This window comes from Rhodoblastus sp. 17X3, assembly GCF_030056575.1.
Classification (GTDB): Bacteria; Pseudomonadota; Alphaproteobacteria; order Rhizobiales; family Beijerinckiaceae; genus Rhodoblastus.
On record NZ_JASHHX010000015.1, the window covers coordinates 54,068 to 67,129 of the forward strand.

General features: G+C 64.3%; 12 protein-coding genes, 1 tRNA gene and 1 pseudogene. 6 read left to right on the top strand and 8 right to left on the bottom strand.

Annotated features, from left to right (window positions below):
- Positions 1 to 23 precede the first annotated feature (23 nt).
- Together murA and QM467_RS14125 are read right to left on the bottom strand one after the other, a co-directional pair.
- On the bottom strand, positions 24 to 1,319 hold the full coding sequence (murA, locus tag QM467_RS14120; protein ID WP_283366977.1) for a UDP-N-acetylglucosamine 1-carboxyvinyltransferase: 1,296 nt from the start codon (positions 1,317 to 1,319) through the stop codon (positions 24 to 26).
- A 118-nt stretch (positions 1,320 to 1,437) separates the two neighbouring features.
- Complete coding sequence (locus QM467_RS14125) at positions 1,438 to 1,626, bottom strand: hypothetical protein (protein WP_283366978.1); 189 nt, start codon at positions 1,624 to 1,626, stop codon at positions 1,438 to 1,440.
- Between the two features lie 175 nt (positions 1,627 to 1,801).
- Between QM467_RS14125 and QM467_RS14130 the strand changes: the two genes are divergently transcribed.
- A tRNA-Thr gene (locus QM467_RS14130) sits at positions 1,802 to 1,876 on the top strand.
- 324 nt (positions 1,877 to 2,200) lie between these two features.
- Here the strand turns inward: QM467_RS14130 and QM467_RS14135 are convergent.
- A pseudogene (locus tag QM467_RS14135) lies at positions 2,201 to 2,395 on the bottom strand (transglutaminase family protein); the annotation flags it as partial.
- A 337-nt stretch (positions 2,396 to 2,732) separates the two neighbouring features.
- Between QM467_RS14135 and abc-f the strand changes: the two are divergent.
- Positions 2,733 to 4,355, top strand: a complete 1,623-nt coding sequence (abc-f, locus tag QM467_RS14140) for a ribosomal protection-like ABC-F family protein (RefSeq protein ID WP_283366979.1) — start codon at positions 2,733 to 2,735, stop codon at positions 4,353 to 4,355.
- 416 nt (positions 4,356 to 4,771) lie between these two features.
- Positions 4,772 to 5,581 carry a ferredoxin--NADP reductase gene (locus tag QM467_RS14145; RefSeq protein WP_283367024.1) on the top strand — a complete coding sequence of 270 codons (810 nt, stop codon included), beginning with the start codon at positions 4,772 to 4,774 and terminating at the stop codon, positions 5,579 to 5,581.
- 39 nt (positions 5,582 to 5,620) lie between these two features.
- On the opposite strand, the gene QM467_RS14150 is transcribed toward QM467_RS14145, so the two are convergent.
- Positions 5,621 to 6,172, bottom strand: coding sequence for a hypothetical protein (locus QM467_RS14150; RefSeq protein ID WP_283366980.1), 552 nt, complete (start codon positions 6,170 to 6,172; stop codon positions 5,621 to 5,623).
- A 98-nt stretch (positions 6,173 to 6,270) separates the two neighbouring features.
- On the opposite strand from QM467_RS14150, the gene QM467_RS14155 reads away from it, so the two are divergent.
- Entirely contained in the window at positions 6,271 to 6,837 is a 567-nt protein-coding gene (locus QM467_RS14155) for a hypothetical protein (protein WP_283366981.1), read from the top strand.
- Between the two features lie 17 nt (positions 6,838 to 6,854).
- Here QM467_RS14155 and QM467_RS14160 read toward each other — a convergent pair whose 3' ends face one another.
- Together QM467_RS14160 and mbfA are read right to left on the bottom strand one after the other, a co-directional pair.
- Positions 6,855 to 7,709 carry a metallophosphoesterase family protein gene (locus QM467_RS14160; protein WP_283366982.1) on the bottom strand — a complete coding sequence of 285 codons (855 nt, stop codon included), beginning with the start codon at positions 7,707 to 7,709 and terminating at the stop codon, positions 6,855 to 6,857.
- A gap of 11 nt (positions 7,710 to 7,720) precedes the next feature.
- Positions 7,721 to 8,692: an iron exporter MbfA gene (mbfA, locus tag QM467_RS14165; protein ID WP_283367025.1), complete on the bottom strand. Its 972-nt coding sequence runs from the start codon at positions 8,690 to 8,692 to the stop codon at positions 7,721 to 7,723.
- A gap of 138 nt (positions 8,693 to 8,830) precedes the next feature.
- Between mbfA and QM467_RS14170 the strand changes: the two genes are divergently transcribed.
- On the top strand, positions 8,831 to 9,304 hold the full coding sequence (locus QM467_RS14170; RefSeq protein WP_283366983.1) for an NUDIX domain-containing protein: 474 nt from the start codon (positions 8,831 to 8,833) through the stop codon (positions 9,302 to 9,304).
- A 24-nt stretch (positions 9,305 to 9,328) separates the two neighbouring features.
- Positions 9,329 to 12,088: a phosphoenolpyruvate carboxylase gene (ppc, locus tag QM467_RS14175; protein WP_446737781.1), complete on the top strand. Its 2,760-nt coding sequence runs from the start codon at positions 9,329 to 9,331 to the stop codon at positions 12,086 to 12,088.
- Positions 12,089 to 12,191: 103 nt separating this feature from the next.
- Here ppc and QM467_RS14180 read toward each other — a convergent pair whose 3' ends face one another.
- On the bottom strand, positions 12,192 to 12,479 hold the full coding sequence (locus QM467_RS14180; RefSeq protein ID WP_283366985.1) for an HdeA/HdeB family chaperone: 288 nt from the start codon (positions 12,477 to 12,479) through the stop codon (positions 12,192 to 12,194).
- Positions 12,480 to 12,507: 28 nt separating this feature from the next.
- A complete protein-coding gene (locus QM467_RS14185; RefSeq protein ID WP_283366986.1) occupies positions 12,508 to 12,816 on the bottom strand; it encodes an HdeA/HdeB family chaperone in 309 nt (102 codons plus the stop codon).
- Positions 12,817 to 13,062: the final 246 nt, after the last annotated feature.

The following is a 13,062-nucleotide window of genomic DNA, read 5'->3' on the forward strand; positions in this document are numbered from 1 at the left end:
AGGAGCATAAGGATCGGGCGGCGTCAGCCGCCCACGGAAATGCGGGTGATGTCCGCGCCGCAGCGGCTCAGCTTGCGCTCCAGCGCCTCGAAGCCGCGATCCAGATGATAGACGCGCTGGATCATGCTCTCGCCCTCGGCGACCAGAGCCGCGATCACCAGCGACACCGAGGCGCGCAGGTCCGTCGCCATCACGGGCGCGCCTTTGAGCAGTGGCACGCCGTCAATGATCGCGCTGTCGCCTTCGAGCCGGATATGGGCGCCGAAGCGCGCCAGCTCCTGCACATGCATGAAGCGATTTTCGAAAATCTTCTCGGTGATGCGCGACGCGCCTTCCGCGCGGGTCATCAGCGCCATGAACTGCGCCTGAAGATCGGTCGGGAAGCCGGGGAAGGGGGCGGTTTCGACGTCGACCGGGCGGATTCCATTGCCATTGCGCCAGACGCGTATGCCTTCGGGGCTGGACTCGACATGGGCGCCGGCCAGTTCAAGCGCGTCGAGCGCGGCCTGGAGATGTTCGGGTTGCGCGCCTTGAAGGAAGACGTCGCCGCCGGTCATCGCCGCCGCCATGGCGTAGGTGCCGGTCTCGATGCGGTCCGGCAGCACACGATGCTTGGCGCCATTGAGGCGCGCCACGCCGTCGATCTCGATGGTCGAGGTCCCCGCGCCCCGGATTTTCGCGCCCATTTTCGTCAGCAGATCGGCGAGATCGCCGACTTCCGGCTCGCGCGCGGCATTGTGGATCACGGTCGTTCCGTGGGCCAGCGCGGCGGCCATCAGCGCGACATGGGTGCCGCCGACCGTGACTTTCGGGAAGTCGATCTCCCCGCCGCGCAGGCCCTTGGGCGCCTTGGCGACGACATAGCCGGCGTCGATCTCGATCGAGGCGCCGAGACGCTCCAGCGCCATGAGCAGCAGATCGACCGGGCGCGTGCCGATGGCGCAGCCGCCGGGCAGGGACACCCGCGCCTCGCCGCATCGCGCCAGCAGCGGCGCCACCACCCAGAAGCTCGCGCGCATGCGCGACACGAGATCATAGGGCGCGGTGGTGTCGACGATCTCTCGCGCGGTCATATGAACGGTCTGGCCGGAATCCGGGTCCTCGCCCTGCCTGCGGCCGTCGATGGAATAATCCACGCCGTGATTGGAAAGGATGCGGACGAGCAGGCTGACGTCCGCGAGTCGCGGCAGGTTCTCCAGCGTGACCGTGCGATCCGTCAGCAGCGAGGCGATCATCAGCGGCAGCGCCGCGTTCTTGGCTCCCGAAATCGGGATGATTCCGTTCAGCGTCTTGCCGCCGACAATGCGAATGCGATCCATTACACCTCGCTCTGGCGCGGCGATAAGGCCGCGCAATGTTTGTCCAGCGCGAATCGCGCGTCTTCCGCGTCCACGCCTATGGCCGGAGATTGCGGCGGCGGCGCGGCGGCGGACGGCGCTAGGCCTCCTGAGGCCCGGAATCCTCGCTCGTTTCGGCCCGGCGTCCGCGCACCTGCGCCTTGCGCCGTCGTAAATTCGCGCGCAAGGCGTCGGCGAGCCGCCGCTTCTCGGCCAGTTTCGCGGGCGAAAGAGCGGGCCGCGCCTCGGCGGGACCGTCAACCGGCGCGGGCTTTTCTTCCTGATCCATGAACGTCCCTTGCATGCGGGCCGGTTCTAAGCGCGAATGACGCTGCGAACAAGCTTTCTCGACCGAATTGCGACAATTTGCGATTGCGCGCCGAAACTGCCGCTTGCCATGTCCGCAACGCTGTGGCAGAAACCGCGCGCCCCACCAGACGGTCTCGTCGGTTCCGGGGGCGTCAGCTGCGGTAGCTCAGTGGTAGAGCACTCCCTTGGTAAGGGAGAGGTCGAGAGTTCAATCCTCTCTCGCAGCACCATCTAGACACCTGATATTATTGAAAATCCGGACGTTCACGCAGCGCGGTCCGGTCACGCGCGGCTCATCCGGAATCGCCCGGGGCGGGAGCCCTCGCCAAGCTTGCGTTTCGACGCTATGAAAAAGGCTCTCAGCATCAGCGAAACTTTGTTTGCGCCGTGCTTTCAATGGGAGGGTCCGTCTATGATCATGCACAACTGGACCGCAAGGCATTGGGTCATCGCGGTCTTGATCATCGGGCTCGCCGCGGGCGCCTTTGTCCTGAGCTGGGCTTGATCCGCGCGGAAGGCAAGGCCGGTCAGGCCTCGTCCGGCTTCGATGGCGGTCAGGACGTGCGCGGTTGCGGCAATTCGTCGGTCACCACGTCGAAGCGCACGAGCTTGGCGACGCCGAAGGCCGTCGAGATCGGCACGTCCGCCGCGTCGCGGCCGCGCCCCATGACGATGTGGCCAATGCGCGGCTGGTTGTGGCGCGCGTCCATCGTGTGCCAGCGCCCGTCGAGATAGACCTCGAACCGGCCGCCTCCATCATCAGGACCCCGAAATCGCGGCAGGCGCCGCGTCCCGAGGCAAGCGTCTGCAGCGGGCTTCGCGCGCCCTTCGCGGTGCGGCGCTCATAGGACAGGCCTTCCTTGATCGCATAGGTCAAGGTCATCAGCAGGGCGCCGGTCTCCGTCGGGCGTCCTTGATGGAGGAGCGGCGCACCCAGTGATCGAGTTCGCGGGCGGGATCGGGATAATGCCGCTCGGTCAGGCGGGCGGGATCCTGAATTTCATCGGAATCATAGAGGATCGAAATTCACTTCCGCCGGCGGGCGACATGGCCTAAGGACGCCGAAACTTTTACAGGCTTCCCGGCATGATTCGTCTCGAGAACATCAGCAAGCAGAATGGCAACCATCTCATCTTCATCGAGGCCTCCGCGGCGCTCCTGAAAGGCGAGAAGGTCGGGCTCGTCGGCCCCAACGGCGCCGGCAAGACGACGCTGTTCCGGCTGATCACAGGTCAGGAAGACCCTGACGAGGGGCAGGTCAATGTCGATCGCGGCGTGACCATCGGCTATTTCAATCAGGATGTCGGCGAAATGGCCGGGCGCAGCGCGGTCGCCGAGGTGATGGACGGCGCCGGTCCCGTGAGCGAGGTCGCCGCCGAATTGAGCGCGCTCGAAGCCGCCATGGCCGATCCCGATCGCGCCGACGACATGGACGAGATCATCGAGCGCTATGGCGAGGTCCAGGGGCGCTTCGAGGAACTGGACGGCTATGCGCTGGAAGGCCGCGCGCGTGAAATTCTGGCCGGCCTGAGCTTTACGCAGGAAATGATGGACGGCGACGTCGGCAAGCTGTCCGGCGGCTGGAAGATGCGCGTGGCGCTGGCGCGAATCCTCCTGATGCGTCCCGACGCCATGCTGCTCGACGAGCCGAGCAACCATCTGGACCTCGAAAGCCTGATCTGGCTGGAGGAATTCCTCAAGAATTACGACGGCGCCGTGCTGATGACCTCGCATGACCGCGAGTTCATGAACCGCATCGTGAAAAAGATCGTCGAGATCGACGGCGGCGGGCTGGCGACCTTCTCTGGCGATTATGAATTCTACGAGCAGCAGCGCGCGCTGAACGAGAAGCAGCAGCAGGCCCAGTTCGAACGCCAGCAGGCCATGCTCGCCAAGGAGATCAAATTCATCGAGCGCTTCAAGGCCCGCGCCTCGCACGCCTCGCAGGTGCAGAGCCGGGTGAAGAAGCTGGAGAAGATCGACAAGGTGGAGCCGCCGCGCCGCCGCCAGACGATCCTGTTCGAGTTTCCGCCCGCGCCGCGCTCCGGCGAGGACGTCGTCAGCCTGAAGGGCGTGGACAAGTCCTATGGCGCCCGCAGCATTTATTCCGGGCTGGATTTTCAGGTGCGCCGCAAGGAGCGCTGGTGCGTGATGGGCGTCAATGGCGCGGGCAAATCGACCCTGCTCAAGCTGGTGGCGGGCGCCGCGCGGCCGGACGGCGGCTCGGTCACGGTCGGCGGCACCGTGAAAATGGCGTATTTCGCGCAGCATGCGATGGATCTGCTGGACGGCGAGGAGACGGTGTTCGAGTCGCTGGAGAATTCCTTCCCGCAGGCGGGGCAGGGGTCCTTGCGCTCCTTGGCCGGCTGTTTCGGCTTTTCCGGCGATGATGTGGAAAAGAGATGCCGGGTGCTGTCGGGCGGCGAAAAGGCTCGTCTGGTGATGGCGAAAATGCTTTATGACCCGCCGAATTTCCTTGTGCTCGACGAGCCGACCAACCATCTGGACCTTCTGACCAAGGAAATGCTTATCGCGGCGCTGTCGCAATATGAGGGCGCCATGCTGTTCGTCTCGCATGACCGCCATTTCCTCGCCGCCCTGTCCAATCGCGTGCTGGAGCTGACGGACGAGGGCATTCACCAATATGGCGGCGGCTATACGGAATATGTGGCGCGCACCGGCCAGGAGGCGCCCGGCCTGCGCAGTTGAGCGGCGCCCGGTATGTAGTGTTGATCCGGCGGGAGGGACCGCGAGAGGGGAATAGTTTTCCACGCGGGACGCTCCCCGGAGCAGATTCGCCTTATTTGACAAGGGGTCGAGAATCGACATTGCCAATCCGGCCGGGCCGTTATAGGAAACGGGCCTTATGGGCTGGCTTGGCGCCTTTCTTGCCGGGCCGGACGCGCGTCGACGCTCGGCTTGATGGCGGTTTCGCCTCGCGATTTGAGCCCCCGGCGCGAATGGATCCCGGCGGAGCGCGGTCGCTCCCGCGGATCGGTTTGAAATCGAGGGCCAGCGCCTCTTTCCTGCCCCAATGGCGTTTCCTGCCTCAAGGGCGTGTTTTCGGCGCTGGACTTGCACGGAGATTGGTCAAGATGAGCAATGCCGCCGAGAATGACACCGTGATGGCTCCGCCCGCGGAAGCCCCGGCCAAGAAAAAGGGCGGCGCCTTCAACCGCGAAACCGTGCTTGAAGTTCAGCACTATACCGACCGCCTTTTCCGCTTCCGCACCACGCGCGATCCGCATTTCCGCTTCGTCAACGGCCAGTTCGCCATGATCGGCCTCGAAGTCGAGGGCAAGCCGCTGCTGCGCGCCTATTCCATGGCCAGCGCCAATTACGAGGACGATCTCGAGTTCTTCTCGATCAAGGTGCCGGACGGCCCGCTGACCTCGCGCCTCCAGCATCTCGAGGTCGGCGACACGGTTCTGGTCGGCCGCAAGCCGACCGGCACGCTGGTCCAGCCGAGCCTGCTGCCCGGCAAGCGCCTCTACATGTTCTCGACCGGCACCGGCATCGCGCCCTTCTCCAGCATCATCAAGGACCCGGAGGTCTATGACCTCTATGACCATCTGATCCTGATCCATGGCTGCCGCGAGGTCGCCGAGCTGAAATATGGCCTCGATATCGTCGAGGCGGCCCGCGACAACGAGTTCTTCGGCGAGATCGTGCGGGAAAAGCTCATCCATTATCCGACCGTGACCCGCGAGCCCTATCAATATCAGGGCCGCGCGACCGATCTGATCGAAAACGGCAAGCTGTTCGCCGACATTGGCCAGCCCCCGCTCGATCCGGCCGAAGACCGCGTCATGATCTGCGGCAGCCCCGGCCTGCTGCGCGATCTGGTCCGCATGCTCGAAGAGCGCGGCTTCCGCGAAGGCTCCGGCGGCGATCCGGCTTCCTATGTCATCGAAAAGGCTTTCGTCGAGTCCTGAGACTCGACGAAAGGGTTTCGGGCTGGCGCGATCTTGGGTTCAGGCGTTCATTGTCTGGCTCCAGGTCGAGGGCAGGTGCTTGACGATGGCGGGCTTGCCGCCGCGGGCGTGAACGTCGAGGAAATAACGCAGTTCCTTTGTGTCAAGTCCCGAAGCGCAGCGCCCGTTGCATTTGATCAGCGGGCCATTGATGAGGCTCGGGTCGACCGAGAGCATCACCAGCGCCTGCTGGGGATTGGCGCTCAATGGGTCGATCTCGCCTGACAGCACCTGCGGCGCCTTGGGGTCGAACCATTCGGACACCGGCTTTTCCGCAAAAAACGCGCGAAGTCCGGCCGAAGTCCAGTTTTCCGCAGTCAAGTCACGCGTCTCGACTTCATATCCGGCTGCGGCGAGCATGTCTTTCTGCTCGCGATCCTTTTTAGAACCAGACTTTTGGTAAAGAACTACCTTTTTCATGGCGCCATCCCTTGCGGTCAGAAGAAAGCTAAGCAAGTCGTAAGCTGTCAAGTCGACGGCGCCATGAAGGCCGGAATGCGACGCCCCTGCGTTGGTAAAGGTTTTTTTTTTGGATTTTTTCGGCATCGGCAAGAATTTGGTCGAGCAACACCGCTATCAAACAGAAATAATTTGCTTTAAACTGATTGAACTCATTTGATTCGTATTTTCCTATGTATGGAGATAGACGGGTGCGCCGTCCGCAGAAGCCTTTTACTGTCGAAGTCAAAAAAGTCCGCAAAGGCGGCTTCGCCAGATTTTTGGGCGCCGGACGGCAATGGAGCGAATCCGATCTAGCGGAAGAGGCGCGGAAAAACCAGCCGGCGCCGCCGCAGTCCGTGCCGCCCCGCGCCGAACCCGCGCCGCCCCGCCGTATTCTCGAGGCCATAGTGCCTGCATCGGAGTCGGGCGCGGTCGACGAGCCGGGTTCGGACGCCAGCGCTGAAGCGTCGCCGGAGGTTGCTGGCGAGACCGAGACAAAGCCGCGCCGGCGTGGCCGTCCCCCGAAAGTCGTGATCGTTGCGGAGGGCGCGGAACCCGCCGCAGCGCCGAAGGTCCGCGCTGTCCCGGCGCCGCGCAAGAAATCCCCGGCGATAAAAAGCCGCCCCGCGATCGAGCTTGTCCCGCCAGTGGTCGCGGCGCCCGTTTCGGCGCCAGAGCCGAACGCCCGCGTTGCGCAGTCCGGTCGCACGGAAGCCGCAAGCAGCCTGCCGCGCGGCGAGCGCTGGAAACGCCGACTCCCCAGGGTCTTGTGGTAAGCTGAACCTCTGGGCCTTCAGGCCGGGATCGAATGGAATTGCCCGGCGGCGTCGAGTTGACGCGTTGTGACCGCAATGCGTTGCTTTTCCAGATCGAAGTCGATCAGAAAATAGGCAGAGCGGCGGCGCGGATTGCGGCCGATCGAAGACGCGGAGCAAATGCCGAGCACCGGAATCGGTCCGTCCGGCCCGGGCAGGCTTTTTCGTGAAATCATATGGCTGTGCCCGTGCAGCACCAGATCCGCTCCCTCGCGCGCCAGCACCTCGGCCAAAGCGCGATGATCCGCCAGATTGCGGATGCGGCCGCCGCCGTCGACCGGCGGGTGATGCAGCAGAACGACTCGAGCCACGTCACGTGTCTCGCGGAGGAGTTCGGCCAGCCGCGTCAATTGCGCGCGGCCGAGCTTCCCCGAGGCGACAAAGGGCAGCGTCGGGACGCCGCTGCACAGGCCGATAATCGCAACCCCGTCGCGCCGGCGCAGGAAAGGAAAGCCGTTCGCGCCATCGTCGCCGCGCATCCACGGACTCAGGTCGCGCGTCATATAGGGCAGGCTGGAACGTAAGTAGGCGTCGTGATTGCCGGGCGCGAGGCTGACGTCCGCTGGCGCGCCGATGGTGTGCAGCCATTGCGCGGCGAGCTGAAATTCCGCCGGCAAGCCGATGTTGCAGACGTCGCCCGTGATCGCGACATGGTCGGGACGATGGGCGCGCAGATCGGCGACGAGCGCGCCCAGCGCCTCCATGTCGTGGGCGCGATAGCGGCCGCGCCGCCAGTTGATGTAGCCGGTCGCGCGCTTGCCCAACAGCTCGCGCCATCGGGGATTGGGCAGCGGGCCGATGTGGGCGTCGGAAAGATGGGCGAGACGGAACATGCGGCGGGCCCTCAGGCGCCGCCGATGAGAATGCCGACGGCGAGCACGACAGCGCCGCCGACGACGATCTGGGCCACGGCCTTGAGGAAAGGCGTGTCCATATAGCGCGCCCTGATATAGGCGATGGCCCACAGCTCTATGAAAACCACGATTCCGGCGATGCTTGTCGCAGTCCAGAAAGCGTGGGGCCAGGAATCCGGCACCAGAAACGGCAGGCTGTGGCCGAGGCCGCCCGCGGTGGTCATCAGCCCGCAGACCGCGCCGCGAATGAAGGGCGCACCGCGTCCGGTGATCGAGCCGTCGTCCGACAAGGCCTCGGCGATGGCCATGCTGATGCCGGCGCCAAGCGAGGCGGCGAGGCCAACCAGGAAAGTGCTCCAGTTGTTCTGCGTCGCGAAGGCGGCGGCGAACAGCGGCGCGAGCGTCGAGACCGAGCCGTCCATCAGGCCGGCGAGGCCAGGCTGGACATATTGCAGCACGAAGAATTTATGCGCGGTCCGGCCTTCCTCCGCGCGGGCGCTTTCGGTCAGAATCGCTTCCGAAAGCGCGTTCGCCTTCTCGCCGTGGGTTTTCTCGACCGCGGCGAGATCGCCGAGCAATTTGCGCACGCCTACGTCCTGCGATGCGGCGGCGGCCTGGATGTAAAAACGCTGCGAATCCACCTCCATCGCCTCGGCCTGGTTGCGGATCGTCTCCAGCGGCAGGTTCTTGACCAGCCAGGTCGGGCGGCGGCTGTAGAAGCCCTTGACGTCTTCGCGGCGAATGGCCGGGAGATTGGAGCCAAAGCGGGCCTGATAGATCTCCAGCAGCTGGCGGCGATGGCCGTCTTCCTCAGCCGCCATTTCATGAAACACTTTCGCGGTTGCGGGATAGCGATCCGCCAGCTCTTCTGCGAAAGTAGAATAGATTCGGTTGTCTTCTTCTTCGGAAGCAATGGCGATGGCGAGGATTTCGCGTTGGGTCAGTTCGGAAAAGCTCTTCAAACTCATGATCTTCTCCGAGAGAGCGACGGCGTCGGGAGCCTTGCGCGACAGGCGTTTCGCTTGCCGCCCGTTTTCCATTTCGCAAGCGCATCAAAGCTATAATTTGATTTCAAGACTGAATCCAGTCGCGGAGCTTTCATGTCGGAAATGACGTTATGGCAAAAATTCATCCGGCAGGGGCAGCGGGTTGTCGGCCTGTTGCTGCGTCCGATGACGCTCGGCGTGCGCGTGATCGCGCTCGATGAGAAGGGCAGGGTTTTCCTCGTGCGCCACACTTATATCCCGGGATTTCATTTGCCCGGCGGCGGCGTTGAGCGCGGGGAGACGGCGGTGGCGTCGCTGCGTCGGGAAATGGAGGAGGAGGGCGGCCTCGTCTCGCAGGAAACGCCCCGCCTGATCGGACTCTACCATAATCCCCGCCATTCGCGGCGCGATCACGTCGCGCTTTATCTCGTGCGCGGCGCGCGCCAGGTCAAACCCCGCGCGCCCGATTGGGAAATCGCCGAAAGCGGCTTTTTCCCCCTCGACGCGCTCCCCGCCGAAGCTACGGCTTCGACGCGGGCGCGCATCGCCGAATATTTGCAGCAGGCCGCGCCCTCGCCGATCTGGTGACGCGCCGGCCGAACAGCGGAGAATATGATGACGGAAGCAACGGCGACGCAGGACGAGACGGACAAGCAGCGGCCGCTTTTTGAAGACATTCGCCTGCTCGGCCAGATCCTCGGCGATGCGGTGCGCGAGCAGGAGGGCGAGGCGGTCTTCGAGCAGATCGAAAAGATCCGCCGGCTCTCGGTCGCCGGCCAGCGCAAGGCCGATCCGGCCGCCGGGCGCGAGCTCGACGCCCTGCTGCAGTCCCTGACGCCGGCGGAAACCGTCTCCGTTATTCGCGCTTTCGCCTATTTTTCCCATCTCGCCAATATCGCCGAGGACCGCCACTTCCTGCGCCGCCGCGCCGCCCACGAGCCGCAGACCCAACCCGGCGGCCTCGGCCATTGCTTCGAGCGGCTTTCGGCCGTGGGCGTCGCCCCGGAAAAGATCGAGGACATGCTGCGCCATTCCTATGTCTCGCCGGTGCTGACCGCGCATCCGACCGAGGTGCAGCGCCGCAGCACGCTCGACGCCGAGCGCGGAATCGCCGATCTGCTCACGGCGCGCGAGACGTGCCGGACCGAAGCGGACCGGCGAGAGAACGAGGCGCAATTGCACGCCCGGGTGGTCCAACTCTGGCAGACGCGCATCCTGCGCACGTCGAGCCTGACCGTGCGCGACGAAATCGACAACGCGCTGCTCTATTACCGCTCGACCTTCATCCGCGAGATCCCGAAGCTTTACGCCGATCTGGAGCAAAGGCTCGGTCGTCCCGTGGCGCCTTTCTTCCGCATGGGCAACTGGATCGGCGGCGATCGCGACGGCAATCCCAATGTCGACGCGCAGACACTGGACGCCACGGTCAAGGCGCATGCCGAGACGATCCTGCGGCATTACCTCGTCGAGGTTCACCTGCTCGGCGCCGAATTGTCGATGTCGCGGACGCTGGTCGATTGCTCGGCGGAATTGGATGGGCTGGCCAAGGCGTCCGGCGATCATAACCCGCATCGCGCCGATGAATCCTACCGTTGCGCCCTGATCGGCGTTTACGCCCGCCTCGCCGGAACGCTGACCGCCCTGACCGGCGGCGAGGCGATGCGCCACGCCGTCGCCCCCGGCGCGCCCTATGCGCGGCCGGAGGACTTGCGCGCCGACCTCATTATCGTGCGCGAGTCGCTGATCGCCCATCACGGCGCCGCTTTGGCGCGCGGCCGGCTGGCGCGGCTGATCCGCGCCATCGACGTGTTCGGCTTCCACATGGCCACGACCGACCTGCGCCAGAGTTCGGACCAGCACGAAGCGGTGCTCAGGGAGCTTCTCGCGGCGGTGCGGATCTCGCCGGACTATTCCGCGCTGCGCGAGGACGAGCGCATCGCCCTGCTGCTGCAATTGCTCGCGGACCCGCGTCCGCTGCGCGCCCCGAACCTGACCTATTCCGACGGGCTGCTCAGCGAGCTGTCCGTGTTCGAAACGGCGCGGATTGCGCGCGAGAAATTCGGCGCCGGAGTGATTCGCCATTACATCATCAGCCATACCGAAAGCGTCAGCGACCTGCTCGAAGTCATGGTGCTGCAGAAGGAATGCGGCCTGCTGCACGGAACGCTGCATGAGTCCGAGCGCGATTTGGCGGAGCTGGAGCTGATCGTCACGCCGCTATTCGAGACCATCGAGGATCTGCGCGCCGCCGAGCCGATCATGCGCGCCTTTTACGCCTTGCCGGGAATTGCCGATCTGATCCGGCGCTCCAGCGGCGTGCAGGATGTGATGCTCGGCTATTCAGATTCCAATAAGGATGGCGGCTATCTCACCTCGAACTGGGAGCTTTACCGCGCCTCGACGGCTCTGGCGGCCTTGTTCGATTCGCTGTCCGGATTGCGTCTGCGCCTGTTCCATGGACGCGGCGGCGCGGTTGGGCGCGGCGGCGGCCCCTCCTATCAGGCCATTCTCGCCCAGCCGCCCGGCACGGTGCGCGGCCAGATCCGCCTGACCGAGCAGGGCGAGGTGATCAACGCCAAATACGCCAATCCGGACATCGGGCGGCGCAATCTCGAGACCTTGATGGCCGCCAATCTCGAAGCCAGCCTGCTGGTGGACGGGCAGAAGCCGCCGGAGGAATTTCTCGCGGCGGCGGAGGAATTGTCGCGCCTGTCGATCCGCGCCTATCGCGGCCTCGTCTATGAGACGCCGGGTTTCGTCGATTATTTCTATGCCGCCACGCCGATCGCGGAAATCGCCGAGCTGAACATCGGCTCGCGCCCCGCTTCACGCAAGGCGACGCGGCGGATCGAGGATTTGCGCGCCATTCCGTGGGGATTTTCCTGGGGCCAGAGCCGCGTCGCCCTGCCGGGCTGGTTCGGCTTCGGCGCGGCAGTCGAGGTTTTCCTGCGCGAAGACAGCGAGGCAAGGAAGGCGCTGTTGCGGCGCATGTCCGAGGAATGGCCGTTCTTTCGCGCCCTGCTGTCCAATATGGACATGGTGCTGGCCAAGGCCGATCTCGAAATCGCGCGGCGCTATGCTGATCTTGTTCCTGACCGGGGGGCGGCGGAGGTGATTTCTGCCGCGATCGAGACGGAATGGGCGCGCACGGTCGCGGCGCTCGAAATTGCGACCGGCCAGATCGAGCGGCTGGCCGACAATCCAGCGCTGTCGCGCTCGATCGCGCATCGCTTCGCCTATATCGCGCCGCTCAATTACCTTCAGGCCGAACTGCTGCGGCGCTGGCGCGCTGGCCTGATCGACCACAAGGCGCGGGTTGGCATCCTCATCGCCATCAACGGCATCGCCGCGGGGCTGCGCAACACCGGCTGACCTCGCAAAAATGCGTCCTTGGGCGCGGGCAAGAAAAAGCCTCCTTGGCGATCGCCAAGGAGGCTCAGGAGCAGATCAGCGGCCGAAGTCGCCAGAAGCCGGATTAGTGGGCTTCCTTCATGACGACGTCGAGAAGCTTGTCGGACTTGTGCTCCGCGCAATATTTGCCGATCACCTCGTGGTTGCGCTTCATATAGCGCGAATCGATGGTGGTCAGGTTCTTGGTCGAGCTGTAATAGCCGCCCATCCAGGACGAGATCAGCAGCTTGTCGGCGTCGGGCAGATTGGCGAACTGGCCGCAGGTGATGAGGCTCATGTCGAGCATGACCTGCGCCTTGGCGGGAACGGTCAAGGCGAGCATCGCCGCCGCGAGAATCAGCTTGGTCTTCATAGTTTTTCTCCGAATGGCTCGATGCGGCTTACTGCTTCTTCATCATCTGATTGACGGACGCCTGGATCACGCCGAACAGCTGATCATTCGGATGAGCGGCGCAATATTTCTCTACGCTGGCGATGTTGCGGTGGAAGGCGTCGAGGTCGACCTGGGTATAGCCGAGCTTCTGGTTGAACCAGCCGCTGAACCAGGCCGCGACCATGTCGGCGTCGGCAGGCCCCATCCCGGCCAGATCGCCGCAGGTGATCTTGGTCGTATCGATCATGATCTGGGCTGAGCCGGCGGTCGGCGCCAAAGCCATTCCGAGAGCCAGGCAAATCGCTGTTTTTTTCATGTTTCACCCCTTAAGTCGCCTGCGTCGCCGGGAGCGAACGCGCAGGCAAAAAAAATTGTCGCGAATGGCAAACCCATTCGGACATTCATTTTTGCTTGCGGTCGGGGCGGTCGCCGCCGATCAAATATACAGGGCGCCTGCTTCCGCCGCGATCGCACAGAAGCACGATTTAATTGGGAAGGCCAGAGCGTGGCGGCGCGCCCGACTGATATTTCATGCGCTGTCCCGGCGCAAAAACGGGCATGA

Excerpts from the sequence above, each read along its gene's own strand:
- murA (WP_283366977.1), bottom strand. The coding sequence starts at position 1,319 with ATGGATCGCATTCGCATTGTCGGCGGCAAGACGCTGAACGGAATCATC.
- QM467_RS14125 (WP_283366978.1), bottom strand. The coding sequence starts at position 1,626 with ATGGATCAGGAAGAAAAGCCCGCGCCGGTTGACGGTCCCGCCGAGGCG.
- abc-f (WP_283366979.1), top strand. The coding sequence starts at position 2,733 with ATGATTCGTCTCGAGAACATCAGCAAGCAGAATGGCAACCATCTCATC.
- QM467_RS14145 (WP_283367024.1), top strand. The coding sequence starts at position 4,772 with ATGGCTCCGCCCGCGGAAGCCCCGGCCAAGAAAAAGGGCGGCGCCTTC.
- QM467_RS14160 (WP_283366982.1), bottom strand. The coding sequence starts at position 7,709 with ATGTTCCGTCTCGCCCATCTTTCCGACGCCCACATCGGCCCGCTGCCC.
- QM467_RS14170 (WP_283366983.1), top strand. The coding sequence starts at position 8,831 with ATGTCGGAAATGACGTTATGGCAAAAATTCATCCGGCAGGGGCAGCGG.
- ppc (WP_446737781.1), top strand. The coding sequence starts at position 9,329 with ATGATGACGGAAGCAACGGCGACGCAGGACGAGACGGACAAGCAGCGG.
- QM467_RS14180 (WP_283366985.1), bottom strand. The coding sequence starts at position 12,479 with ATGAAGACCAAGCTGATTCTCGCGGCGGCGATGCTCGCCTTGACCGTT.
- QM467_RS14185 (WP_283366986.1), bottom strand. The coding sequence starts at position 12,816 with ATGAAAAAAACAGCGATTTGCCTGGCTCTCGGAATGGCTTTGGCGCCG.